The following is a 23789-nucleotide window of genomic DNA, read 5'->3' as shown; positions in this document are numbered from 1 at the left end:
TCCACTCACCGCGATTACGGGCGGGCGCTCAGGGGCGGTCCACCTCGGGGGCGTCCAGGTCGAACGGGTCCTCGGTGACGAGCATGTACACAGGGTTGTCCAGAACGCCCGGTGCGACGGGCGTCACGGGCAATGCCGGCAGGGAGACGTGCTCGCCCGCCGCCTTGCAGGCGGCGAACGGCCCTGTGACGGGGTTCAGCAGCACCGCCAGGTGGGGGTCGGCGTGATGCAGCCACCAGGTCGACATGCCCAGCGAGCCGTCCGTGCACAGGTACTCGAAGGCGCGCCACATGGCATTGAGCCGGACGAGAGCCGCCGCGTGCCTCCACCAGTCCGGACACCAGGCGTGCACCGGCCCTGTCGTGTCACGCCCGAGGACCTCGGCGAGGTACTCCGTGACGAACGCCTCCAGGCTGGTGAAGACCAGGCGCACGCTCGGCTCCTCCTCCAGGAGGCGGCGGTCCTCGTCGTCGACGTGCTCGATGCTCATCCGTTCCTCCGATGGGTGACGAGGGGGCTGTGCCCCGCCCGCACGGCCGACGCGTCGTCCGGCCGTCCGAGCCGCTCCAGTACGCGGGCGAGGACGCCGACCGCGTTCCGCAGGGCCTGCTCGTGCGGACTGCGCCGCAGCAGTGTCACGGCCTCCTGCGCGGGGGCCAGAGCCTGCGCAGCGGCGCGCGGGTCGCTGTGCCGTGCGCAGGCCAGCAGGACCTCCGCCTGCAGGTGCAGGACGTGGGAGAGGTACGGGACGCCCTCCGTTCCGGCGGCGACGCCCCGCCGGGTCCTCGCGACCGCCCTGCGGGCCAGGTCCCGTGCCTCCGCGTACTCCGCAGCGCTTCGGGCCGTACGGGCACGGGCCTGCGCCAGGCAGATCAGGGCCGCTGCCGTCGGCGTGGGCTCCGTCTCATGCCGCGCCGCCTCCAGGGCGAGTTCTGCGGAGCGGGCGGCGCCCCGGTAGCGGCCGGCCAGCAGCAGGGCGTCGGCCAGCCGCTCGGCCCGGTGGCGGAGAACGGCGTACTCCTCGGGGCTGGGGCGCTCGGCCACCGCGCGCCGCTGGATGGACACTGCCTGCGCCAACAGTCGCCGTCCTTCCGCGGGGCGGAACGAGACCACGCTTTCGCCCAGCTGGAACGCCCAGTTCCCCAGGGCCGTGGGGTCGACCGGCCCTCCGGGCCGGAGCAGAAGCGGCCCCGCTCGGCGCAGCAGCACCCGCTCGGCCGCGGGCCGACCGGCGTCCGCGTAACAGGCCGCCAAGCGCAGGAGTGCGTCCGCCAGGTCGGCCCGCGAGTCCCGAACGTTGTCGGGCTCTGTCTCCGGCTGCTCCGCCTTCGCCCGCCCTTCCGTCTCCGCGCGCTCCGCCGTGGCTTCCGTCTCCGCCTCCTCCCGTACGCCGCGGCGCAGCGCGACCGCCTCCCACAGGGGTTCCGCCGCCTCGGCGTACCGGCCCAGTTTCATCAGACAACCGCCCAGGTCGTACGCCGACCACGCGAGCTGGCGGTCCACGTCCGTGCTCCGGGGCAGCTTCCGGCGCACCTCGTGCGCCTTCCGGTAGTACCCGGCTGCCTCCTCCCACTGGGTCTCGGCCTGCAGACTCATCCCGTGCCAGTAGAGCGAGTAGCCCAGCTGCTCCAGGCGGCGGCGCTCGGGGATGCTCCGAGAGGCGCGCAGTACGGCCACCGACTCGGCGAACGTCCGCTGCGCCTCCTCCTGCCGGGTCGCGTAGTAGTGGATCTGACCCAGGCGGAAGAGGTCGAGCGCGAGTTTCTCCGCGTACACGCTCGGCAGGTCGTGCGCGCGGCGGCGGCGGATCGCGACGGCCTCGCCGCACAGGGCGGTGGCCTCCTCCAGTCGCTCGGACCGCCGGTAGTTGGACGAGAGCAGTACCAGCGCGCCGGCCAGCTTCGACGCGTTGGCGTCCCGGTTCGCGGCGGCGAGGTGCCGCCACAGCGAGACGGCTTCCTCGACGGCTTCCACGGCCTGCTCGTACTCGCCGTCGTTCCAGAACAGGACGCTGGAGTCGCGCAGCGCTTCGGCGAGGAGACTCCGATGCGGTCCCGGCCGCTCCCGCTCCAACTGCCGGCTCAGTCGCAGGGCCTCCTGCGTATGCGCGTCGGACTCCTGCCGCTCGTCGGTGTGCCACAGCACGATCGCCGTGTCGATCAGGCTCCGTACCAAGGCGGGGCGTTGTCGCTCGGGGTCGGCGGCGGCCAGCCGGCGGTGAATGGCGAGTGCCCGCAGGACCGGCTCCCGCGCCTCCTCGGACCGGTCCAGGAAGTCCAGACAACTGGCCTGCAGCGCCAGGGAGGCGGCCAGGTCGGCCTCGTGCGCCGACGGGTCGGCGGCGGCCAGCTGCTCGCGCATGCGCACGGCGGTGCCCGCGCGTTCGAGCGCCTCCCGGTCGCGGCGCAGGCTCAGGGTGCGGCGGGCGAGGTTGTGGTGGGCCCAGGCGAGGTCGGCCTCGGTGATGTCCGTGTTGCCCGCCGTGCGTTCCTGCTCGTACACGGCGAGCAGGTCGGCGGCGATCCGGGCGGCGAAGCGGGCCAGGACGTGCGAGGTCTCCGGCAGGGCGGCCGACGTGCGGCGGAGTACTGCCGCGCTCAGCGGGACGGTGTCGAGAGCCCTGTGCAGCCGGGCCAGGACGATGCCCGCCTCGTCCGGCCGGTCCGCGTTGGCGTGGGCGACGACCGAGCGGGTCAGCACGGTCAGGGCCTGGACCAGCTGGTCGTCGGTGGCCTCGCGGAACAGCGAGGGCAGCAACGCCGGGTCCGCGATCACCTCCTTGGACGCCTGGAACTCGGCCACGCGGTCCGGCTGCAGCAGCCCCCAGTACCGGCCGTGCGAGGACGGGTAGAGCTCGTGGAGCCAGTCCGCGAGCGGGGCGTGCAGCCGGGCCCCGACGCCGGGGATACGGGCGACCGTGCGCAGCGCCTCGGCGCGGTCGGCCGCGCCGAGGAGGCCGGCCGTGGCCACGGCGGTCCGCAGCACCGGCAGGTCGCGCGGGCCGAGGCCGACGGACTCTGCGGTGTTCTCCCAGTACCGCTCCTCGTGCCGCAGCAGGCCGTCCTGGAGCGTGTCGAGGTCGTCGGCGAGCGGCCGCGGGCCGAGCTGGAGCAGGGCGGTCAGGGCGCTCATCTGGACCGTCAGGGCCGCCTCGAAGGCGGCTCGTCTCCGGCGGGTCGCGGGCCGGACCTCGCGGGCGAGGGCTTGCCAGTCGACGTCGCCGTGGCCGGGGACGTGGCCGAGCAGCGGCGCGAGGTCGGCGGCTGCCAGCGCGAAGGCCTCGTCGCGGGCCTCCACGGTGGCGTCCAGGGCGTGCAGCCGGACGACCGGGGCGGTGCTCAGGATGTCGTGCACGACGCCGGACGCACCGAGCGCGGCGGTCTTCCAGGTGCCTTCGGAGCGGGCCAGGAGCAGGATGCGGAACCGGCGGCCGGCTCGCCGGGCCTCGGCGATCAGCTGGCGTACGAGCCGGGGCTGCATCTCCGCGTAGTCGACGACCACGAGCGCGTCGACCTGGAGCGCGGCCAGTGGGCGCAGGTCCGGCTCCGCGCCGGGACCGCCTGCCGCCAGGTCGGAGCGGAGCTGGCCGGCGGCCCAGCCGCGGGCCCGCAGCGCGGCCGTGAGCCAGCGCGAGAGCCGGGTCTTGCCCTGGCCGGCGGGGCCGACCAGGGCTCGTACGGAGAGGATCTCCGGGTCCTGCTCGCACCAGGCCATCAGCTCCTCGCACACCTCCGCACGGCCGCGGAAGGCGACCGCCTCGGTGTCGGCGCGCAGCAGCATCAGCGGGGAGCGCAGGTCCCGTTCGGGCGGGGCCGGGTCGAGGAGCCCGGCGAGTTCGGCGGCCTCCAGCTCCGGGGCGACGGAGGAGTGCCGGGCCACGAGGGCGCGGAAGCCGGGGTCGGCGACGAGCGCGCGGGCGCGGGTGGCGGTCAGCCGGGCGCCGGTGCGGGCGTGGCGGTCGTGCCGGACGACCCCGACGAGCAGGTGGTCCCGGAAGACGGCCGCGCCGGACATGCCCGACCAGGGGGAGCCGGTGGCGTCCCCCTCCGAGCCGTACGGGGAGTGGGTGCTCAGCAGCTCGTAGCGGTGCGCGCCACCGCCGGTCAGCGGGTTGATGCGGGCGGCGAGCTGCTCCGCGGCGCGGCGCGGCGGACCGCCCGGCTCCGGCACCGTCCGGCCCATGCGGGGGAAGCCCAGGCAGCTGACCGGCTGTTCGACGGCTGCGGTGACCAGCAGGCCCCAGCGCTGCACGCGGCGGTTGGGGTTGCCGGCGAAGGAGGGCGGGGGCCGCCAGTCGTCGTCGGTCACCTCGACGAGGGCGGCGTCCGCCGCCTCGTCCTCGCGCCGCCAGCGCACCGCCGCGCGCCACGGGCGAGGCTCCGCCGCCGCGTCGGCGACGAGCCCGGGACCGGGCAGCGTCACGGTGATCTCCGTGCCCCGCGGGACGACGTGGGCAGCGGTCAGCACCAACCGGGGCGCGACGAGGTAGCCCGAGCCGAACCCTGCGGGCCCGTCGCCGAGGTGCGCGCGTACCTGCACGGCACGGTCCATCTCCATGCGCACCCCCGTACGCGCCGTTTCCGCTTCCTACTCGGTGTCGCCGATCGCCGTGTCGCCGCCGTCGGCGCGCTGCGGGCGGAGCTTGAGGGCGATCCGCTGGACGGACCTGCGGCTGCCCTCCGTACGCCCTCTCGCCTCGACGATGCCGAAACGCAGCCCGCCGCCGCCCTCGCGGGTGCGGACCAGTTCCGTCTCGAACTCGACGGTGATCTCGTCCACGCCGAACCGGACTTCGGACGTCCGCGCCCGGCGCTGTGCCTCGGCGACCTGGGTGCGCAGGAGGTCGAGTGCGTCGGCCAGGTCGAGCCAGTCCTCGCCGTCGTGGGTCGTGCCGTTGGTGGTCATCGGTATTTCCCCCGTCTGTACACGGTCAACACCCTTGAGTAACAACGGATTTGGGGTGGTGAATGGTTCCCGTGGTACGAAAACGGCGGAGCCCGCCCCGGAAGGGGGCGGGCTCCGCGGCAGTGGCTTCGGTCAGGCCTCGTAGCCGTCCAGAAGGCCCTTGAAGAACGCCGGGTGCGGGGTCTCGGCGGGGGTGGGGCCGGCGTGGAAGAACGCGGCGTTCGGGACGTCCAGCTTGCGGAGGTAGTCGAAGCCCTTCGCGTCCTCCTCGCCGAACGCGACGAACCGCCAGTGCAGCGGGCGGTCCGCGGCCTCGGCGAGCGCCTTGGTGGCGGCGGTACGGGACTCGGGGGCGCCGTCGGTCTGGAACACCACGAACGCGGGGCGGTCGGCGCCCGCCTTCTCGTGGTGGGCCAGCACCTCCGCGATGGCGCGGTCGTAGTTCGTACGGCCCATCCGGCCCAGGGAGTCGTGCAGTTCGGCGATGCGGCCGTCGGCGTTGTCGAGGGTGAGGTCGCCGGTGCCGTCGACCTCCGTCGAGAAGAACACGACCGGGACGGTCGCCTCCTCGTCGAGGTGCGCGGCGAGCGCGAGCGCCTGGTCGGCGAGGTGCTGGACGGAACCGTCCTTGTAGAAGCCGCGCATCGACAGCGACCGGTCGAGTACGAGGTACACGGCGGCACGGCTCCCCGAGAGCCCCTGCCGCTTGAGCACGGCCCCCGCGGCCTTGTACGCCTCCACGACCTGCGGCGCCCGAGCCTTGACCCGAGCCAGGGTGACGGCGGGCTTCCCGCCGGCCGCGGCGACGGCCTCCGGCTCGACCTCGGCGGGGGTCTCGTCCTGCGCCTCGGGCGCGGACGCCTCCGGCTGGGTCGCCGTGGCCTCGTCGGCGACGGACGCGTCGGTGGCGGCGGCCACCGGCTCGACCTCGGCGGGGGTCCCGGTCGCCTCCGTGGCAACCGCGGTCTCGTCCTGAGCCTCCGGGGCGGTCCCGACCTCGGCGGTCTCCACCAGGGCGGTGAGCTCCTCGATCGTCACCGGCGCCTCGTCCTGGACCTCCGCCTCAGCGGGCTTCCGCTCAGCCTCGTCCTCGACGTCAGCCTCGGCCTTCGGCGCGGCCTCAGCCTCCGCCGTCGGCTCGTCCTCGACGCCGGCCTCAGCCTCGGCCTTCGGCTCGGCCTCGGGAACGACCGCTTCGGGGCGCTCGGTCGCCTCGACCTCGGCGGCCTCCGCCGTGGCACCGGCCTCGGACGCAGCCTCGTCCTGGACCTCCGCCTCAGCGGCCTTCGGCTCAGCCTCGTCCTCGACGTCAGCCTCGGCCTTCGGCGCGGCCTCAGCCTCCGCCGTCGGCTCGGCCTCGACGTCAGCCTCGGCCTTCGGCGCGGCCTCAACCTCAGCCGTCGGCGCAGCCTCGGCCTTCGCCTCGGCCTCCGCGTCCGGCTCCGCCTCCGTCCTGGCCTCCGGGACCTTCGGGTTGTCGAAGGCCGCGGCGACCAGTTCCTCCGCGGCCTTCTCGGCCTGGCTCTGGGCCGGGGCCGCGGCCTTCTCGGCCTGGCTCTGGGCCGGGACCGTGGCCTTCTCGGGCTGGCTCTGGGCCGGGACCGTCGGCTTCGGGGTCTCGGCCTCGGCCTCCGCCGCCTTGGACGGCGGGCCGTCCGTCTGGGGCGGGACGGAGGTTGCCGGCGACTCGTTCTGCTCTTCACGGTCGCGTCCGAACACCTTGCGCAGCAAACTCCGGATGCCCATGGGCGAGGCCTTTCGCATGAGTGGGGTGCCGAGTATGTCCGTACTGGGGGAATCATCCCTGGCCAGGGCGGACACGTAAGGTTAGCGGCCTGCTGTGTCGCCGCCCGCGCCCCGGTCGACCCTTCGTCGCGCCCGGTCGCTCCGGGTTCATCGGGCGTTCATTCCACGGCCGCTCACGAGCACATCTGCGCGCATAGCGTCGCCGCCGAACATATTCCCGACACATTGTCGGCGCGGAGTGCGCCGAAGGAGGACCACGTGCGCAAACTGCTGCCGCTCCTGAGCACCAGCACCCACGCAGGCGGCCGTTCCGCCCTCACCTGCCGCTTCCGCTGCGGTGACGCCTGCTTCCACGAGGTGCCGAACACGAGCGACAACGAGTACGTCGGTGACGTCATCGCCGGTGCGCTGTCGCGCCGTTCGATGATGCGCGCCGCCGCGGTCGTGACGGTGGCGACCGCCGCCGGCACCGGTGTCGCCATGAGCGGCGCGCCCGCCGCCGAGGCCGCCACCGCGACGGACACCTTCGGCCGCGCCGACGGCGCCCGCGGTCTCCGCTTCGCGCCTGTCGCGCCCAACACCGCCGACCAGGTCACCGTCCCGGCCGGCTACAGCCAGAGCGTCGTGATCCGTTGGGGCGACCCGATCCTCCGCGGCGCCCCGGCCTTCGACGCGAAGAACCAGACCGCCGCCGCCCAGGCCGGTCAGTTCGGCTACAACAACGACTTCCTCGCCCTGCTCCCGCTGGACGACTCTTACGCGCGCCGCCAGGTCCTCGTCTCGAACCACGAGTACACCGACGAGGTGCTCATGTTCGCGAACTACGACGCGGACAACCCGACCCGCGAGCAGGTCGAGATCGCCTGGGCCGCGCACGGCCTCGGCGTCGTCGTGGTCCAGGAGGACCACCGCAGCGGCAAGCTCACCCCGGTCCGCCGCCACGAGCTGAACCGCCGCCTCACCGCCACCAGCGAGTTCCGCCTGACCGGCCCGGTCGCGGGCAGCGACCTGGTGAAGACGTCCGCCGACCCGACCGGCACCAAGGTCCTCGGCACGCTGAACAACTGCTCCGGCGGCACCACCCCGTGGGGCACCACCCTCCACGGCGAGGAGAACTTCAACCAGTACTTCGCCAACGGCGGCGCCGTGACCGAGCCGGTCCAGGCCGCCCGCCTGAAGCGTTACGGCATCGGCGGCGCCGCGTCCGAGCGCAAGTGGGAGCGGTTCGACAAGCGCTTCGACGTCCTGCAGGAGCCCAACGAGGTCAACCGCTTCGGCTACGTCGTCGAGCTCGACCCGTACGACCCGACCTCCACCCCGCGCAAGCACACCGCGCTGGGCCGCTTCAAGCACGAGGGCGCGCAGCCGCGACTGACCGAGGACGGCCGCCCGGTCGTCTACACCGGCGACGACGAGCGCTTCGACTACTTCTACAAGTTCGTCTCCAGCAAGCGGATGAAGAAGGGCACGTCGCGCGCCGCCCGCGCCCACAACCTCACGCTGCTCGACGAGGGCACGCTGTACGTCGCCAAGCTCACCGGCGACTCCCCGGTCGCCGAGATCGACGGCAGCGGCAAGCTCCCCGCCGACGGCGAGTTCGACGGCACCGGCGTGTGGATCCCGCTGGCCACCGCCACCGCGGACGGCGCCGTCTCGCACGTCGAGGGCATGACCGCCGAGGAGGTCTTCGTCTTCACGCGCCAGGCCGGTGACAAGGTCGGCGCCACGAAGATGGACCGCCCCGAGGACATCGAGCCGTCGCCGCGCACCGGCCGCGTCTACGTCGCGCTGACCAACAACAAGGACCGCGGCGCCGCGGGCAAGGCCGCGGCGGACGAGGCCAACCCGCGCAACGCCAACAAGCACGGCCAGATCCTGGAGCTCGCCGAGCACTGGAACGACCCGGCCGCGACCGGCTTCGCCTGGCGCCTGTTCCTGGTCGCCGGCGACCCGAACGACCCGGCCACCTACTTCGCGGGCTTCCCGAAGGACAAGGTCAGCCCGATCTCCTGCCCGGACAACGTGGCCTTCGACGCGCACGGCAACCTGTGGATCTCCACCGACGGCAACCAGCTCGGTTCGCACGACGGCCTGTTCGGCGTGGCCACCCGGGGCGATCGCCGCGGTGAGCTGAAGCAGTTCCTCACCGTCCCGCGCGGCGCCGAGACCTGCGGCCCGCTGGTGCAGGACCGCCGCGTCCTGGTCGCCGTGCAGCACCCGGGCGAGATCGACGGCGCGTCCGTCGAGAACCCGCAGTCGGTGTGGCCCGACGGCCCGGGCAAGATCGTCCGCCCGGCCGTCGTCGCGGTCTACCGCACGGACGGCGGCAACATCGGCGTCTGACGCCGTGCCGGTGCCGAACCGGTGACACGCCGAGAGGCGCGGGTCCGTCCGCCCGCGCCGACCGGTGACTGGGGCGCGGCTCCGTCCGCCCGCGCCGACCGGTGACGGGGGCGCGGGTCCGTCCACCCGCGCCCCTTCCCGCTACTCCGGCTCCAGGCCCTCCCGGAACCGTACGAACTGCTCCTCCGGCTCCCCCGTGTACGCCCACGGCACCCACGCCGCCCGCGTCCCGAGCATCCCGAGCACCCGCCGGGCCAGTTCCACCTGGCCCGCGTAGCACGCCGCGTGCGCCAGGTAGTTGAGGTCCGCGACCTCCTCCGGCGCGACCGGCCGGCCCGGGTCCCGGCCGCCGATCCACCGCTCGAACGTGCGGCGCAGCTCCGTCACCGCCAGCTCGTGCTTCCAGTGCTGGTCGAAACCGCGCACCGGTCCCCGGCCGCGCGCCCCGTCGGCGATGTAGCGGTACTCCTCCACCCGCGCGACCTGCACGAGCACCGGCAGCGGCGATCCCGGTGGGGCGACCCCGGCCGCGCTGCGCGCGAAGTCGTACATCGCGCCGTGCGTGCCGTGCCATCGCGCCGACCAGTACCGCATGACCTGCGCGTGGCCCTCCGTGTTGTACGGGTCGCGGCGGCGCAGTTCGTCGAACCAGTGCCGCAGTTCGCCCCGGGCGACCCCGCCCTCGTACAGCCGGGCCACGGTCAGCAGCGACACCCACGGCATCGGGTCGGCGGGCGCTGCCTCGGCGGCGCCCAGGCAGGCGTCGACCGCCGCGTCGAGCCGGCCGCGGTCCACGGCGGTGCCGCGGCCGACGGCGATCGCCTCGTTGAAGACCCGGACCACCTCGGTGGCCGCCCGCAGCACCGCCGCGTCCGGGTCGCCCGGCTCGGCGGCCCGCCACGCCTCGGCGACGGAGCTGTCGGCGGCGGCGTGCGACAGCAGCCGCAGCCGGTGGGTGCGGCGCGGCCAGTCCGCCCCGGTCGCCCGCAACAGGTCGCGGACGCCCTGCCAGCGGCCGATGACCATGTCCTGGCGCGCCTCGGTGAGTGGGCGGTCGCCGTGGTCGGGGTCGAAGTCCGGGACGAAGCGGGCGGGTCGGCGGCGCGCGGCCATCGGGTCTCCTTCCGTCGAACGCGTCGGGCGGGCAGCGGTCAGAAGTCGGTCGCCGGCATGCCGTCGTCCCGGCGGGGGAGGCGCGGGCGGGGGGTGTACGGCCCGTCGGCGGCCAGCGCACGGGCCGCGTCGAGCTTGGCGGGACGGTAGTAGGCGCTGCCCTTCCTCCGGTACACGACCATGGGCACGAGGCCGGCGAGCAGGCCGCCGAGGCCGATGACGAGGGCGGTGGTGGACAGCGTGCCGAGCGATTCGACGAACACCCAGAGCATGAACGCCGAGCCGAGCAGCGGCCACGCGCCGCCGAGCAGGAAGTTCCGTACCGAGCCGAGCAGCATGCCGCGGTACGCGACGACCGCGGCGAGCCCCGCCAGGCCGTAGTAGAACGCGATCTGCAGGCCGATCGCCGCGACCGCGTCGCGCAGCACGCTCTGCACCGAGCCCGCGGCGGCCGCCGCGGCGAACAGCACCATGGCCGCTCCGCCGACGGCGGCGATCGCCACCCACGGGGTGTTCCAGCGGCGGTGCACGGTGCCGAGCGAGGCCGGCAGCGTCCGGTCCCGGCCCATCGCGAACAGCGAGCGGGTGACCTGGATGAGGGTGGTCTCCAGGGTGGCGACCGTGGACAGCAGGACGGCCGCGACGAGCAGCTTCCCGCCCGCGCCCGGCCAGATCTCGTGGCCGAGCACGGCGAGCACGTTCGCCCCGCTCGCCTCGATCCGCTCCGCGCTCACGATCACGTTCACGGCCACCGTGACCGCCTCGAACAGCAGGAAGACCACGCCGACGCCGACGAGCGCGGCGAGTCCGGCGGTGCGGCGGCTGTCCCGGGTCTCCTCGCTGAGGTTGCTGGTGACGTCCCAGCCCCAGTAGTAGAACGCGGCGATCAGCGCGCCCGAGGCGAAGCCGGCCGGTCCGTCGAAGTGCCCGAGGCCGAACCACGACCAGTCGAAGGCGGTCGCCGCGCCCCGGTGCAGCAGCGCGGCCAGCAGGAACACCAACAGGATCGCGATCTCGACGCCGGACATGAGGAGTTGGGCGCGTACGGTGAGCCGCGCGCCGCCGAGCACCACCAGCAGCATCATCAGGAACCAGCCCGCGCCGACGGCGGCGGCGAGCGGGGTGTTCCCGGCGAGGTCCTGGTCGATCAGGGAGAGCGTCAGCACCCCGGCGGGCAGCGAGCCGGCCACCATGAACACGGTCGCGGAGACCACCAGCGCCCAGCCGGACAGGAAACCGAGGAACGGGTGCAGGGTGCGGCCCACCCAGGAGTACCCGGCGCCGGCGTTGACGTCGATCCGGCCCAGCCGGGCGTAGGCGAGGACGATGCCGAGCATCGGGATCGCGCAGTACAGCAGCGCGGCGGGGCCGGCGAGGCCGACGGTGCCGAAGAGGACGGCCGTGGTGGCGGCGAGCGAGTACGCGGGGGCGCTGCCGGCGACCGCCATCACGATGGTGTCGAACGTGCCGAGGACATTGGGCTGGAGCCCTCTGCCGGTGGAACTGCGCATGGCGGATGTCCTTGGGTGAGCCGGAAGCCCGGAGGTGGTGCAGGACGATAGGGGGCGTGCCTCCGGTTCGGGTGTCCGCCGGTGCGCGCGGGAGATGGAGCGCATGCTAGCCGCCCCGTCGGCTCGTGGTGGCGGCGGTGGCCAGGATTCCGCAGGATGGGACAGCCGGGGGGTCGACGGCCCCGCCGGGCGTACTACTTGGGGCCGGGATCGGCGATCGCACGGGCGGCCCGTACCTCCTGGCGCAGCGGCTGCAGCACACTGTCGTCGGGGCCCGTCAGATCGGTCCGCACCGCGAACAGGACCTCGGACTCCCGCACCCCGGCGGAGAGTTCGCGCAGCTCGCGCTCGATCGCGGCGGCCTCGGCAGGGTCCGGCGGCGGGGCCCCGTGGTCGACGCGGACCCGGGCGGCGGTGGTGGCGTCCACGATCCGCTCGACGGCGACGAGCAGCGGCCACCAGGCGGCGGCCCGCGTCCCGGTGGGCGGCGGCTCGGTCAACGCCCTCTGGAACTCGGCCCGTACGGCGGACAGGTCCCGGTAGAGCTTGCGCCGGGAGCGGACCCGGGCGGCCTGGTCGCCGGACTTCTTCCCCGGCCCGTCGGGGCGTTCGGGGGCGAAGGCGAGGGCGACGTAGCGGGCCGTGTCGGCGATCGCGTCGGCGAGCCGGTCGCCGATCCGGGTGTGCCAGGACTCCGGCCAGAGCAGGTAGCCCGCGACCAGCGAGATCCCGCAGCCGATGAGGGAGTCGTACAGCCGGGGCAGGATCAGGTCGAAGCCCTGCCGGTTGATCAGGTCGGACAGCAGCAGGATGACCGGGGTGATGGCCGCGGTCTGGAAGGCGTACCCCTTCGCCGAGAACGCCGGGATCAGCGCCGCCAGCACCATCATCACCGGCACGTCCCACCAGCCGCGCGGCACCTCCGCGAGCACGACCGCCGCCGTCACCAGGCCGAACGCGGTGCCCAGCGCACGCAGTACGGCGCGCGAGAACACCGAGCCGAAGTCCGGCTTCATGACGAAGGTGACGGTGAGCGCGACCCAGTACGAGCGGGGCACGTCGATCAGCGACACCAGCGACTGGGCGAGCCCGATGCACAGCGCGAGCCGCAGCCCGTACCGCCAGGACTGCTCGGAGAACAGCACCGAGCGGGCGGTGCGCCGCACCCGGACCCGCAGCGCGGCGGGCCGGCCGAGCCGGTCGTCGACGTTGTACGGGTTCGGCTCGGCCTTGTGGACGACGGTGGCCGCGTACCGCAGCGCCCGGTCGACGGCCCGTTCGGCGGGCCGCTCCGGCTCGGGCAGGGCGAGGTCCGGTGCGCCGGTGCGCCCCTCCTCGACGGCGTCGGCCAGGTCCCGGACGGCGGCCGGGATCTCCGGCGGCAGCGGGCCGATCAGCCGGCCCCGCAGGTTGGCCGCGGGTGCGGCCTCGACCAGCGGGATCAGCGCGTTGAGCTGGGCGAGCAGCCGGATCAGGACCGGTGCGCGGCCGTGCTCGCGGGCCCGCCGGGCGAGCACCAGGTCGTACGACTGGTTGAGGGCCTGGGTGACCTCTCGGCGGCGTTCCTCGTACTCCTCCGATCCGGCGGCCTCCAACAGGTCGGCGACGGCCCGGTAGGCGGCGGCCACCGAGCCCTTCTCGGGCGCGCCGCGGCGCAGCGGCCACCCCAGCAGGGTCAGCACGAGGACGACGACCCCGCCGAGGCCGAGCAGCAGGGCGGGCAGCCACCACGGGTCGGGCATCGGCAGCCCTGCGCCGACGACCGTGTTGAGGAGGAGCAGCAGTCCGGAGACCGAGGCGATCGCGCCGATCGACGAGATCATGCCGGAGACCAGCGCGACCAGGGTGACCACGGCGACCGCGGTCCAGCCGTGCCCGAACACCAGGGAGCCGAGGGTGACGCCGAGGGCGCCGAAGAGCTGGGGGACGGCGATGTTGAAGACCCGCATGCGGTACGCGTCGGCGGTGTCGCCGATGACCCCGGAGAGCGCGCCCATGGAGACCAGTGCGCCGTACACGGGCCGGTCGGTGGCCATGCCGACGGCGAGCGGTGCGGACAGCGCGATCGACGCGCGGGCGACGGCGGCCCAAGGGATCGGCGCGGGCTGCGGGCGCAGGCCCTCGGTGAGCCAGGCGGGGGGTGCGAGCCGTGCGGGTCGTGCCATGCGCCAACCCTAGGCCCGGGCCCGGCGCGGGCGGCCGGTTCGTCGCACCACCGGCCTGCGTCGTGCGGCCGGCTCGCGTCGTGCGGCCGGCTCTCTTCGCACGGTCAGCTGCGGTAGCCCTCCACCTCGGAGGCCGGGCGCACCGCCGCCGTGTCCGGGTCGTCCCCGTACTCCTCCTTGGCCCGGCGCTGCCGCAACAGGTCCCAGGCCTGGTCCAGTTGCACCTCCAGCTCCGCGAGCCGGGTCAGCTCCTCCGGGAGCAGTCCGCCGGTCCGCCGCCGCAGGATTCGTTCCTCTTCGACGAGCGCTCCGATGTTGTCCAGGATCTGCTCGTTGTTCATGGGGCTCATGCCCTCAAGCGTGACAAATCAACCGTCCGCGTGCAGGTCGAGATCGGCCAGCACGGCCCGGTGGTCGGTGCCCGCCAGATCCAGGAACCGGGTCCCGCGCGCGGAGAAGTCCCGGCCGGCCAGCACATGGTCGATCTGCGTGTACGTCGGCACGGCCCCCTCCCGCGGCCAGGTCGGGGTCCGCGCCTCCCCCGTCAGACGGGCCGCGTCGTGCAGGCCCGTGTCGAGGATGTCCCGGAACGCCGCGTGGTCCTGCGAGGCGTTGAAGTCGCCGGCCAGCAGGACGGGCCCGGCGGGCACGGCCGTGGCGGCCCACGACCGCACCCGCCCCAGCTCCGCGCGCCACCCGTCCACCTGTCCGGGCAGCGGCGGCAGCGGGTGCGCCAGCCGCAGGCGTACGTCCCGGCCGCCGATCCGGGCCTTCGCCCCGGGCATCCCCATCGCGGCGGGCAGCGGCGGCTCCGCCGTGAGCGGGTAGGCGCTGAGGATCGCCGAGCCCGTCGAGCCGGCCCCGTCGACGGTCACCCGGTACGGCAGACGGTCGCGCAGCCCGTCCGCGAGGGTCCGTACGCAGGCCGGGTCGCACTCGGTGACGAACATCAGCTGCGGCCGCTCGGCGCGTGCGGCGGCCAGCAACCGGCCGGTCGCCACGCCGAATTCGACGTTCGAGGCGAGCACCCGCAGCCGTGCGACGACCGGTCCGTCGGCCCCGGTGGAGCCGGGCCCGTACCCCTGGAGGTACCAGAGCGTCCCGGCGAGGGCGGCCGCGGTGATCCCGACGAGCGTCCGGCTGCGCGCGGCCAGGGCGAGCGGCAGCGCGACCGCGGCCGGGACGGTGAGCCACGGCAGCGCGGACAGCAGCTGCGGTACGGGGGTGAAGGCGTCGGTGCCGATCAGTCGGCAGGCCGTCACCACGACGGGGACGGCCACGAGCAGCGCGGCGGCCCAGGCGGCGACCGCCCGCACACCCCGACGCGGACGGGGGCCGGGGGGCGCGGGCGGTGCGGCGCCTGGGTCGGGACCGGGGCGGGAACCGGGGTCGGGGTGCACGCGGTCAGTGTCGCAGCGCCTGCCCGATCTCCGCCTTCGTCTCGCCGGACAGCGAGCGGTTGCTGCGGGCGGTGCCCGTCTTGGACTTGCCGGGCTCGACGCCGTCGATGTTCAGGACGACCGTGTCGAGCAGGTTGCCGTCCGGGTCGCGGAAGTCGACCTTGATCGTGTAATCGGCGCTCTTGTCCTGGGGATTCGTCGCGGTGATCTCGGCGACCGTGCGGTCGCCGTCCACCGAGGTGGCCCCGGCCTTCACCTCCTCGGTGGCCTTCACCCCGTCCTTGACCTCGTCCATCTTCTTCTCGGCGGCCGAGGCGGCCGCCGCCGTGGCGGAGGAGACGACGCCCCCGACCACGTCCCCGGCCTCGTCGCAGCCGGAGACCCCGAGGGCCAGGGCGGCGGCGAGGGCGAGTACGGCGCTGCGTCGTGGTGCTGAACTCACGGGGCGCCTCACATCCGGGTGGCGTCGTGGCCGTACGCCTCGTCGGTCGCCAGCGCCCAGATCACGAAGACCGAGATGGCCATGGAGAACAGGGCCCACCAGGGCTGGTACGGCAGGAACAGGAACTGGGCCACGATGTTCAGCGCGGCCAGCGAGATACCGGCGATGCGGCCCCACTCGGCGCCCTTGAGGATGCCGTAGCCCGCGATGGCCACGACGATGCCGAGGACCAGGTGGATCCAGCCCCAGGTGGTCAGGTTGAACTCGAAGACGTAGCTGCCGATGCGGGCGTAGACGTCGTCCTCGGCGATGCCTGCGATGCCCTGGAAGATGTCCATGATGCCGGTGACCAGCATCAGGACGCCGGCGAACAAGGTGCCGCCGGCGGCCCATCCACCGGCGGTGCTGCTGCGGGGTGCGGTGTTCTGGCTCATGACCACATCGTCCGGTCGTTGGTGCAGCACCGAACTTTCTGCTGGGCCGAACGGGTGAGTGCCCCACCACGGGAAGGCGTGGCGGGGCGCTCGGGGCCGCTCGGAGAGTGGTGCGCGGGGTTCAGCGCGCGCCGTGGCGGCGGTGCAGCGCGAGCGCGACGCCCGCCGCGCCCGCCGCGACCAGCGCGCCGCCGCCCGCGAAGAGCAGCCGGCCGTCGGTGGTCTGCGGCAGTTCGGCGCCGGCGGCGACGCCGCCCTGCGGCACGACGATGGTCTGCGCGCCGGTCTGTGCGCCCGTCTGCGTGGCCGGCTCGGCGGCGGGCATCGCCGACGAGGTGACGTCGCACTTCGGGGCCGCGGGGAACGCGAGGGTCGACCAGGGGATCGGGCCGCCGTACTGCCGCATCTGGAAGGACGGGACGGACGGGGCCGGGTCGAGCAGGCCCTTGATGCGCGCGCCGCCGTAGAACGCGGTGTCGTGCTTCTTGTCGAGGCTCGCGAGGACCTTGCCGCGCAGCGAGACCTCGGCGACCGGGCCCTTGGGGCCGTTGCTCAGCTTGACGTCGAGCCCGTGGAAGCCGGCGCCGGCCGTGCGGGTCGCGGTGCAGCCCTCGACGCGGTCGGTCAGGTCGCTGCGCACCTCGGTGTCGAGGTAGGAGCTGAGCGTGCCCCGGGTGTCCAGGGTGACCCAGTCCGTGGAGAACTGCATGCCCCGGTGGACGGAGGAAGAGCCGCATGCCGCTGACGTCTCGTTCGGTCGGGGCCGTTGAGTTCTGGCCGGCTGCACGAACGAATTTATGGATCTTGTGTGAGTGAGGCGTCCGTTCCGTGTCACGGGCGTGTGACACGTAGTGGCGAACGCGGTTGCCCCCATGATTCTGGACGGCGCGCCGGCGCTGCCCGGGGCGCTGTTCGAGATCGACGCGGTGGCGGTGCGCCCCGCCGTCGGCTGATCCAGTTGCGCGGGCGGGGGCTCCGGGTGTGCCCTGGAGGGTGAGGTTTCCAGGGGGCGAGCGCGAAGGAGCTCCTGCCATGGCCGCACACGCAGCGGTGCCGATACGGCGCCACGTACGGCACTACGAGGGCGTGACCCGCGGCTGGGGCTTCCCGGTCACGCTGGGCGTCGTCTACGGCCTCTACACGTCGACCGTCGCACGCGGCGGCGGCGGATGGTCCTGGGGCCAGCTCTGGCTCGGCCTGATCTCCGGAGCGGTGCTCGCGGGCGCGGTCTACGCCGTGCACACCGTCGGGCCGCTGCTGCCCCGCGAACTGCACGCGGCGGCCTGGGGCGTGGTCGCGGGCGGCGCGGTCGGCTTCCTGTTCAGCCTGTCCGACGCGAGCATCCTGTCGTCGTCCGTGCTCGGACTGATCATCATGGCGGGCACGACGCTCGGCATGTTCTACATGTACTACACGCACGAGGACGCCCGGGGCAGGCCGATCAGGAACTGACAGCGGGCCCGGGCCGGGGCGCGGGCGGGCCGTCCGGCAGTCCTCTGGCATCCCGTCCCCGGAGGACGGAGACTGGGGAGAGCGGCCCGAACGCCCCGGCCCGGAGGATGCGCATGTCCGACCTCGCCATCGAGACCGACGGACTCGTCAAGGTCTTCGGCGCCAACCGCGCCGTCGACGGTGTCGACCTGCGGGTCCCGGCCGGGACGGTCTACGGGGTGCTCGGGCCGAACGGCGCCGGGAAGACTACGGCCGTGAAGATGCTCGCGACCCTGCTCCGCCCGGACGGCGGCAGCGCCCGGGTGTTCGGCCGGGACGTGGTCCGCGACGCCGACGCCGTACGCGACCGGGTCGGCTTCATCGGCCAGTACGCCTCCGTCGACGAGGACCTCACCGGCACCGAGAACCTGGTCCTGCTGGGCCGGCTGATCGGCTTCACCCGCCCCGCCGCGAAGGAGCGGGCGGCGCAGCTGCTCGCCGCGTTCGGGCTCGCCGGGGCGGCCGACCGGCAGGTCAAGAACTACTCGGGCGGCATGCGGCGGCGCATCGACATCGCGGCCTCGCTCCTGAACGTTCCCGACCTCCTCTTCCTCGACGAGCCGACCACGGGGCTCGACCCGCGCAGCCGTAACCAGGTCTGGGACATCGTGCGGGCCGTCGTCGCGCAGGGCACGACGGTGCTGCTCACCACGCAGTACCTGGACGAGGCGGACCAACTGGCCTCCCGGATCGCCGTGATCGACCACGGCAGGGTCATCGCGGAGGGCACGAAGGGCGAGTTGAAGGCGTCCGTGGGCTCGGGTTCGGTGCACGTCCGGCTCCGGGAGGCGGCGCAGCGGCCGGACGCGGAGCGGGTGCTTGCGACCGAACTGCGGGCGCTCGTCCAGCTGGACCCGGACCCGGTGGCGCTCACCGCGACGGTGAACGGCCACGGCACGGACCTGGGCGCGGCGGAACAGGCGGCGCGGGCGCTGGCGGAGCTGGCCCGGGCCGGGATCACGGTCGACAACTTCGCCCTCGGCCAGCCCAGCCTCGACGAGGTGTTCCTGGCGCTGACCGACGGGCGGGACGAGGGACGGAAGGGCACGGAGGCATGACGACGGCGACCACCGGCACCGGGACGGACAAGGACACCGCGGCCCTGGACTTCGTCGCGCCGAAGGCCGACGAACTCGCCGCGCTGCTCGCCGGACACGAGCGCCCGCAGCGCCCCGGCGCGCTGTCCGCGTCGCTGACCTTCGGATGGCGGGCGATGCTGAAGATCAAGCACGTGCCGGAGCAGCTCTTCGACGTGACCGCGTTCCCGATCATGATGGTGCTGATGTACACGTACCTCTTCGGCGGTGCGCTGGCCGGCTCGGTCTCGGAGTACATCCAGTTCCTGCTGCCGGGCATCCTGGTGATGAGCGTCGTGATGATCACGATGTACACCGGGGTGTCGGTCAACAACGACATCGACAAGGGCGTCTTCGACCGCTTCCGCACCCTGCCGATCTGGCGCCCGGCGCCGATGGTCGGCTATCTGCTCGGCGACGTGGTCCGCTACGTCATCGCCTCGGTGGTGATGCTCTCCGTCGGCCTGCTCATCGGCTACCGGCCGGCCGGCGGAGCGGCGGGCGTCCTGCTGGGAGTGGCGCTGCTCCTGGTCTTCTCGTTCGGCTTCTCGTGGATCTGGACCATGTTCGGCCTGCTGCTGCGCAGCGAGAAGTCGGTGATGGGCGTCTCGATGATGGTCATCTTCCCGGTCACCTTCCTCTCCAACGTGTTCGTCGACCCGAGCACGATGCCCGGCTGGCTGCAGGCCTTCGTCAACAACAACCCGGTGACGCATGTGGCCACGGCGGTGCGCGAGTTGATGGCGGGCGAATGGCCGACGGCGGAGATCGCCTGGTCGCTGGGGTGGTCGGTGCTGTTCGCGCTGGTCTTCGGCGCGGTGACGATGCGGCTGTACAACCGGAAGTAGTCAGGCGGCGTCGCGCGGGGTGGTCTGCTGGACCGCCCAGCGGTTGCCGTCGGGGTCGGCGAAGTAGACGAAGGAGCCCCAGGGCTGGTCGTCGATGGGGCTGACGTCGATGCCCCGGCCGGTGAGGTCGGCGTGCGCCTCCTCGATGTCCTTGACGACGACCTGCATGTTGTCCAGCGAGCCCGGGGTCATCTCCGTGATGCCCTTGCCGAAGGCGATCGAACAGGCAGAGCCGGGCGGCGTCATCTGCACGAAGCGGATGTCGTCGCTGACGGTCACGTCGTGGTCGGCGTTGAACCCGACCTGCTCGTAGAAGGCCTTGGCACGGTCGACATCGGTGACGGGGACGCCGATCAGTTCCAGCTTGATGTCCATGGGGGCATCATGCTCCCGACCGGCGTCCCGCGCTCCCGGGCGGATCTCTTCCGGACTCCCGTGGGACTCCGTCGAGACCCCTTTCGGACCCCGCGATTCAGTCGAGCCGCAGGTCGGCGAGCTGCCGCTCGAACGGCACGACCTCGTCGAGGTCCTGCGTCCGGGCCGGACGGGCGGCCACGGCCGTGGCCAGTTCCGCGCCCGCCCGGGTGATGCGGGCGGGGAGGCCCTCGGTGTACTCGTCGCCGCCGGAGCCCCAGTCCTCAGAGGCCGCGTAGACGGCCGTGGGGATCACCTGGGCGCGCAGATAGGCGAAGAGCGGCCGCAGGGCGTGGTCGAGGACCAGGGAGTGGCGGGCGGTGCCGCCGGTGGCGGCGACCAGGACCGGGGTGCCGGTCAGGGCCGCCGGGTCGATCAGGTCGAAGAACGACTTGAACAGGCCGCTGTACGACGCGGTGAACACCGGCGTCACCGCCACCACGCCGTCCGCGCCCGTCACCGTGTCGATCGCCGTCTGCAGCTTCTCCGAGGGGAAGCCGGTGACGAAGTTGTTCGCGATGTCGACGGCGAGGTCGCGCAGTTCGACGACCTCGACGTCGACCGCGTACTCCTGCTCGGCCAGCCGGTACCGGGCCGCCTGGAGCAGGCGGTCGGCGAGCAGCCGGGTGGAGGACGGCGAGCTGAGGCCGGCCGAGACGGCGACGAGCTTCAGGGTCTGCATGGCTGCTCAAGCCTCCTTCGTGGTCACTGCGGGGTGGAGCGGCGCGGTCGACGGGACGTCCGCCGGGCGCAGGTTCGCGAACTCCTTGCGGAGCACCGGGACGACCTCCTCGCCGAGGATGTCGAGCTGCTCCAGGACGGTCTTCAGCGGCAGACCGGCGTGGTCCACCAGGAAGAGCTGGCGCTGGTAGTCGCCGACGTAGTCGCGGAAGGACAGGGTGCGCTCGATGACCTCCTGCGGGGAGCCGACGGTCAGCGGGGTCTGGCTGCTGAACTCCTCGAGCGACGGGCCGTGGCCGTAGACCGGCGCGTTGTCGAAGTACGGGCGGAACTCCCGTACCGCGTCCTGCGAGTTCTTCCGCATGAAGACCTGGCCGCCGAGGCCGACGATCGCCTGCTCGGGGGTGCCGTGGCCGTAGTGCGCGTACCGCTGCCGGTAGAGCCGGATCATCTTCTCGGTGTGCTGCTTGGGCCAGAAGATGTGGTTGGCGAAGAAGCCGTCGCCGTAGTACGCGGCCTGCTCGGCGATCTCCGGGGAGCGGATGGAGCCGTGCCAGACGAACGGCGGGACACCGTCCAGCGGGCGCGGGGTGGACGTGAAGCCCTGGAGCGCGCTGCGGAACTTGCCCTCCCAGTCGACCACGTCCTCCCTCCACAGCTTGTGGAGGAGCGCGTAGTTCTCGATGGCGAGCGGGATGCCCTGCCGGATGTCCTGGCCGAACCACGGGTAGACCGGGCCGGTGTTCCCGCGGCCCATCATCAGGTCGACGCGGCCGTCGGCGAGGTGCTGGAGCGTCGCGTAGTCCTCGGCGATCTTCACCGGGTCGTTGGTGGTGATCAGCGTCGTGGACGTGGACAGGATCAGGTTCTCGGTGCGGGCCGCGATGTGGCCGAGCAGGGTCGTCGGGGACGACGGGACGAACGGCGGGTTGTGGTGCTCGCCGGTCGCGAAGACGTCCAGGCCGACCTCTTCCGCCTTCAGCGCGATGGCGACGGTGTTCTTGATGCGCTCGTGCTCGGTGGGGGTGCGGCCGGTGGTCGGGTCGGTCGTCACATCGCCGACGGTGAAAATGCCGAACTGCATCGTGATCGCCTCTCGCGCTGATTGTTGAAAGTTGAACTGACTGCCTCAACGGTACCCCCTCGCGCCCTATTCCCGGGCCCTTCGGGTGATCCGGCTCACCTCGGAGGTCATGTTCCGGTCACGTAGAGTTCCGGGCGTGAGCTCAGGACCCCCTTCCCCGCCCCCGCGCCCCGTATCGGTCGTCGGCATCGGCGCGGACGGCTGGGACGGACTCCCCGAGGCCTCCCGCAGGGTGCTCCGCGAGGCCGAGGTGCTGATCGGCGGCCTGCGCCAGCTGCAGCTCGTGCCCGCCGACGACTGCCCCGGCGAGCGCGTCACCTGGCTGTCCCCCCTGCGCCCGACCGTCGCCGGCCTGATCGCCGAGCACGACGGGCGCCGGATCGCGGTGCTCGCCAGCGGCGACCCGACGTTCTACGGCATCGGCCGGACCCTCGCCGAGACCGTCGGCGCCGACCGGCTCCACGTCCTGCCGCACCCGTCCTCCGTCTCGTACGCCTGCGCCCGCCTCGGCTGGCCGCTGGAGGACGTCGAGATCGTGACGCTGGTGGGCAGGCCGGTGGCCTCGCTCGTCGCCGCCCTCCACGACGGCCGGCGGCTGCTGGTCCTCAGCGCGAACCGGCACACCCCCGGCGCCGTCGCCGCGCTGCTGAGGGAGAAGGGGTACGGCGGCAGCCGGATGCGGGTGCTCGAACAGCTCGGCGGCCCGTACGAGCGGACCGTCGACGGCACGGCGGGCGGCTGGGACGACGACGAGCGGCTCGACGCCCTGAACGTCGTCGCGATCGACTGCGTCCGCGACCCCGACGCGCTCCGCCTCGGCGCCGTGCCCGGCCTGCCGGACGAGGCGTACGAGCACGACGGCCAGCTCACCAAGCGCTACGTGCGCGCCGCCACCCTCGCGGCCCTCGCCCCCGCCCCCGGCGAACTGCTCTGGGACGTCGGCGGTGGCTCCGGCTCCATCGGCATCGAATGGATGCGCACGCACCGGACGTGCCGGGCGATCGTCGTCGAGAAGCACCCCGAGCGCGCCGAGCGGATCGGCCGCAACATGCTCGCGCTCGGCGTGCCGAAACTCCGCGTCGTCACCGGCCCCGCGCCCGAGGCCCTGGCCGGACTGCCGGTTCCGGACGCGATCTTCATCGGCGGCGGGCTCACCGCCCCCGGTCTGCTCGACGCCTGCTGGGCCGCGCTGCCGACCGGCGGCCGGATGGTCGCGAACACCGTGACCCTGGAGTCCGAGGCGCTGCTCGCCGAGTGGTACGGCCGGCACGGCGGCGAGCTGGTCCGGCTCGCGGTCGCGACGGCCGTCCCGGTGGGCGGCTTCACCGGCTGGCGCCAGGCGATGCCGGTCACCCAGTGGTCCGTAACGAAAGGTTCTGAAGAGGGATGACCGTCTACTTCATCGGCGCCGGCCCCGGCGCGGCCGACCTGATCACCGTGCGCGGCGCGCGCACCCTCGCGTCCTGCGGGGTCTGCCTGTACGCGGGCTCGCTCGTCCCGCGTGAGCTGCTCGCCGAGTGCCCGCCGGACGCGCGGCTGATCGACACCGCGAACCTGGACCTGGACCGGATCGTCGCCGAGATCGTCCGCGCCCACGAGGAGGGCCACGACGTGGCCCGGCTGCACTCCGGCGACCCGTCCGTCTTCAGCGCGGTCGCGGAGCAGATGCGGCGGCTCGACGCGGCGGGCATCCCGTACGAGGTCGTGCCCGGCGTCCCGGCGTTCGCCGCGGCCGCGGCGGCGCTGAAGCGGGAGCTGACGGTCCCGACCGTCGGCCAGACCGTCATCCTGACCCGCATCGCCCAGCAGGCCACCCCCATGCCGGAGGGCGAGGACCTCGCCACGCTGGGCCGCAGCGGCGCGCTCCTGGTCCTGCACCTCGCGGCCCGCTACGTGGACCGCGTCGTCGCCGAACTGCTCCCGCACTACGGCGCCCAGTGCCCGGCCGCGGTCGTCGCGATGGCCAGCCGCCCGGACGAACTGATCCTGCGCGGCACCCTCGACGACATCGCCCAGCAGGTGAAGGACGCCGGCGTCACCAAGACCGCCGTGATCCTCGTCGGCCGCACCCTGGCCGCCTCCCAGTTCCGCGACAGCCACCTCTACGACCCGGCCCGGGAGCGGCACGCCTGCTGA

At 73.4% G+C, this 23789-nt stretch carries 21 protein-coding genes; 6 read left to right on the top strand and 15 right to left on the bottom strand.

From position 1 onward, the window contains the following. Nucleotides 1-28: 28 nt before the first annotated feature. From R2D22_RS17875 to R2D22_RS17860, 4 genes are all read right to left on the bottom strand, one after another. Nucleotides 29-490, bottom strand: coding sequence for a DUF4913 domain-containing protein (locus tag R2D22_RS17875; RefSeq protein WP_318104739.1), 462 nt, complete (start codon nt 488-490; stop codon nt 29-31). Continuing rightward, nucleotides 487-4557 (bottom strand): trypsin-like peptidase domain-containing protein, encoded by a 4071-nt coding sequence (locus R2D22_RS17870; RefSeq protein WP_318104737.1) that lies wholly within the window; start codon nt 4555-4557, stop codon nt 487-489. The genes R2D22_RS17875 and R2D22_RS17870 overlap by 4 nt, the downstream gene beginning before the upstream one ends. A 30-nt stretch (nt 4558-4587) precedes the next feature. Then, a complete protein-coding gene (locus tag R2D22_RS17865; RefSeq protein WP_318104736.1) occupies nt 4588-4905 on the bottom strand; it encodes a trypco2 family protein in 318 nt (105 codons plus the stop codon). A 132-nt stretch (nt 4906-5037) separates the two neighbouring features. Beyond that, complete coding sequence (locus R2D22_RS17860) at nt 5038-6651, bottom strand: VWA domain-containing protein (RefSeq protein WP_318104734.1); 1614 nt, start codon at nt 6649-6651, stop codon at nt 5038-5040. Between the two features lie 258 nt (nt 6652-6909). On the opposite strand from R2D22_RS17860, the gene R2D22_RS17855 reads away from it, so the two are divergent. Further along, the gene (locus tag R2D22_RS17855) at nt 6910-8994 is read left to right on the top strand and encodes a PhoX family protein (RefSeq protein ID WP_318104732.1); all 2085 of its coding nucleotides are present in this window, start codon (nt 6910-6912) and stop codon (nt 8992-8994) included. Nucleotides 8995-9135: 141 nt separating this feature from the next. Here the strand turns inward: R2D22_RS17855 and R2D22_RS17850 are convergent, their stop codons facing one another. From R2D22_RS17850 to R2D22_RS17815, 8 genes are all read right to left on the bottom strand, one after another. Then, nucleotides 9136-10107 (bottom strand): hypothetical protein, encoded by a 972-nt coding sequence (locus R2D22_RS17850; protein ID WP_318104731.1) that lies wholly within the window; start codon nt 10105-10107, stop codon nt 9136-9138. 38 nt (nt 10108-10145) lie between these two features. Next, a complete protein-coding gene (locus R2D22_RS17845; RefSeq protein ID WP_318104730.1) occupies nt 10146-11618 on the bottom strand; it encodes an APC family permease in 1473 nt (490 codons plus the stop codon). 194 nt (nt 11619-11812) lie between these two features. Beyond that, on the bottom strand, nt 11813-13783 hold the full coding sequence (locus R2D22_RS17840) for an FUSC family protein (RefSeq protein WP_318104729.1): 1971 nt from the start codon (nt 13781-13783) through the stop codon (nt 11813-11815). 104 nt (nt 13784-13887) lie between these two features. Further along, nucleotides 13888-14124, bottom strand: coding sequence for a DUF2630 family protein (locus R2D22_RS17835; RefSeq protein ID WP_318109837.1), 237 nt, complete (start codon nt 14122-14124; stop codon nt 13888-13890). Between the two features lie 27 nt (nt 14125-14151). After that, the gene (locus tag R2D22_RS17830) at nt 14152-15183 is read right to left on the bottom strand and encodes an endonuclease/exonuclease/phosphatase family protein (protein ID WP_318104728.1); all 1032 of its coding nucleotides are present in this window, start codon (nt 15181-15183) and stop codon (nt 14152-14154) included. 4 nt (nt 15184-15187) lie between these two features. Further along, the gene (locus R2D22_RS17825) at nt 15188-15625 is read right to left on the bottom strand and encodes a hypothetical protein (protein ID WP_318104727.1); all 438 of its coding nucleotides are present in this window, start codon (nt 15623-15625) and stop codon (nt 15188-15190) included. Between the two features lie 8 nt (nt 15626-15633). Beyond that, complete coding sequence (locus tag R2D22_RS17820; protein ID WP_318104726.1) at nt 15634-16059, bottom strand: DUF7144 family membrane protein; 426 nt, start codon at nt 16057-16059, stop codon at nt 15634-15636. A gap of 121 nt (nt 16060-16180) precedes the next feature. After that, complete coding sequence (locus R2D22_RS17815) at nt 16181-16768, bottom strand: hypothetical protein (protein WP_318104725.1); 588 nt, start codon at nt 16766-16768, stop codon at nt 16181-16183. A 323-nt stretch (nt 16769-17091) separates the two neighbouring features. Between R2D22_RS17815 and R2D22_RS17810 the strand changes: the two genes are divergently transcribed. From R2D22_RS17810 to R2D22_RS17800, 3 genes are all read left to right on the top strand, one after another. Next, nucleotides 17092-17511, top strand: coding sequence for a hypothetical protein (locus tag R2D22_RS17810; RefSeq protein WP_318104723.1), 420 nt, complete (start codon nt 17092-17094; stop codon nt 17509-17511). Nucleotides 17512-17624: 113 nt separating this feature from the next. Then, nucleotides 17625-18608, top strand: coding sequence for an ATP-binding cassette domain-containing protein (locus R2D22_RS17805; RefSeq protein ID WP_318104720.1), 984 nt, complete (start codon nt 17625-17627; stop codon nt 18606-18608). Next, nucleotides 18605-19474, top strand: coding sequence for an ABC transporter permease (locus tag R2D22_RS17800; RefSeq protein WP_318104719.1), 870 nt, complete (start codon nt 18605-18607; stop codon nt 19472-19474). The genes R2D22_RS17805 and R2D22_RS17800 overlap by 4 nt, the downstream gene beginning before the upstream one ends. On the opposite strand, the gene R2D22_RS17795 is transcribed toward R2D22_RS17800, so the two are convergent. The 3 genes from R2D22_RS17795 to R2D22_RS17785 form a co-directional block, all read right to left on the bottom strand. Further along, nucleotides 19475-19849 (bottom strand): VOC family protein, encoded by a 375-nt coding sequence (locus R2D22_RS17795; RefSeq protein WP_318104718.1) that lies wholly within the window; start codon nt 19847-19849, stop codon nt 19475-19477. It abuts the gene before it with no gap. A 97-nt stretch (nt 19850-19946) separates the two neighbouring features. Next, nucleotides 19947-20570 (bottom strand): FMN reductase, encoded by a 624-nt coding sequence (locus R2D22_RS17790; RefSeq protein WP_318104716.1) that lies wholly within the window; start codon nt 20568-20570, stop codon nt 19947-19949. Nucleotides 20571-20576: 6 nt separating this feature from the next. After that, nucleotides 20577-21653 (bottom strand): LLM class flavin-dependent oxidoreductase, encoded by a 1077-nt coding sequence (locus R2D22_RS17785; RefSeq protein ID WP_318104714.1) that lies wholly within the window; start codon nt 21651-21653, stop codon nt 20577-20579. A gap of 109 nt (nt 21654-21762) precedes the next feature. Between R2D22_RS17785 and cbiE the strand changes: the two genes are divergently transcribed. Then, nucleotides 21763-23043 (top strand): precorrin-6y C5,15-methyltransferase (decarboxylating) subunit CbiE, encoded by a 1281-nt coding sequence (gene cbiE, locus R2D22_RS17780; RefSeq protein WP_318104711.1) that lies wholly within the window; start codon nt 21763-21765, stop codon nt 23041-23043. Beyond that, nucleotides 23040-23789 (top strand): precorrin-4 C(11)-methyltransferase, encoded by a 750-nt coding sequence (gene cobM, locus R2D22_RS17775; RefSeq protein ID WP_318104710.1) that lies wholly within the window; start codon nt 23040-23042, stop codon nt 23787-23789. The genes cbiE and cobM overlap by 4 nt, the downstream gene beginning before the upstream one ends.

This window comes from Streptomyces sp. HUAS YS2, assembly GCF_033343995.1.
Lineage (GTDB): Bacteria > Actinomycetota > Actinomycetes > Streptomycetales > Streptomycetaceae > Streptomyces > Streptomyces solicathayae.
Note: the sequence above shows the minus strand (reverse complement) of the source record. Positions and strands in the feature narration are given on the sequence as shown.

What these genes read in the sequence shown, in the direction of transcription:
- R2D22_RS17875 (WP_318104739.1), bottom strand. Translation starts at nt 490, where the DNA reads ATGAGCATCGAGCACGTCGACGACGAGGACCGCCGCCTCCTGGAGGAG.
- R2D22_RS17870 (WP_318104737.1), bottom strand. Translation starts at nt 4,557, where the DNA reads ATGGAGATGGACCGTGCCGTGCAGGTACGCGCGCACCTCGGCGACGGG.
- R2D22_RS17865 (WP_318104736.1), bottom strand. Translation starts at nt 4,905, where the DNA reads ATGACCACCAACGGCACGACCCACGACGGCGAGGACTGGCTCGACCTG.
- R2D22_RS17860 (WP_318104734.1), bottom strand. Translation starts at nt 6,651, where the DNA reads ATGGGCATCCGGAGTTTGCTGCGCAAGGTGTTCGGACGCGACCGTGAA.
- R2D22_RS17850 (WP_318104731.1), bottom strand. Translation starts at nt 10,107, where the DNA reads ATGGCCGCGCGCCGCCGACCCGCCCGCTTCGTCCCGGACTTCGACCCC.
- R2D22_RS17845 (WP_318104730.1), bottom strand. Translation starts at nt 11,618, where the DNA reads ATGCGCAGTTCCACCGGCAGAGGGCTCCAGCCCAATGTCCTCGGCACG.
- R2D22_RS17840 (WP_318104729.1), bottom strand. Translation starts at nt 13,783, where the DNA reads ATGGCACGACCCGCACGGCTCGCACCCCCCGCCTGGCTCACCGAGGGC.
- R2D22_RS17835 (WP_318109837.1), bottom strand. Translation starts at nt 14,124, where the DNA reads ATGAACAACGAGCAGATCCTGGACAACATCGGAGCGCTCGTCGAAGAG.
- R2D22_RS17820 (WP_318104726.1), bottom strand. Translation starts at nt 16,059, where the DNA reads ATGAGCCAGAACACCGCACCCCGCAGCAGCACCGCCGGTGGATGGGCC.
- R2D22_RS17815 (WP_318104725.1), bottom strand. Translation starts at nt 16,768, where the DNA reads ATGCAGTTCTCCACGGACTGGGTCACCCTGGACACCCGGGGCACGCTC.
- R2D22_RS17810 (WP_318104723.1), top strand. Translation starts at nt 17,092, where the DNA reads ATGGCCGCACACGCAGCGGTGCCGATACGGCGCCACGTACGGCACTAC.
- R2D22_RS17805 (WP_318104720.1), top strand. Translation starts at nt 17,625, where the DNA reads ATGTCCGACCTCGCCATCGAGACCGACGGACTCGTCAAGGTCTTCGGC.
- R2D22_RS17800 (WP_318104719.1), top strand. Translation starts at nt 18,605, where the DNA reads ATGACGACGGCGACCACCGGCACCGGGACGGACAAGGACACCGCGGCC.
- R2D22_RS17795 (WP_318104718.1), bottom strand. Translation starts at nt 19,849, where the DNA reads ATGGACATCAAGCTGGAACTGATCGGCGTCCCCGTCACCGATGTCGAC.
- R2D22_RS17790 (WP_318104716.1), bottom strand. Translation starts at nt 20,570, where the DNA reads ATGCAGACCCTGAAGCTCGTCGCCGTCTCGGCCGGCCTCAGCTCGCCG.
- R2D22_RS17785 (WP_318104714.1), bottom strand. Translation starts at nt 21,653, where the DNA reads ATGCAGTTCGGCATTTTCACCGTCGGCGATGTGACGACCGACCCGACC.
- cbiE (WP_318104711.1), top strand. Translation starts at nt 21,763, where the DNA reads ATGTTCCGGTCACGTAGAGTTCCGGGCGTGAGCTCAGGACCCCCTTCC.
- cobM (WP_318104710.1), top strand. Translation starts at nt 23,040, where the DNA reads ATGACCGTCTACTTCATCGGCGCCGGCCCCGGCGCGGCCGACCTGATC.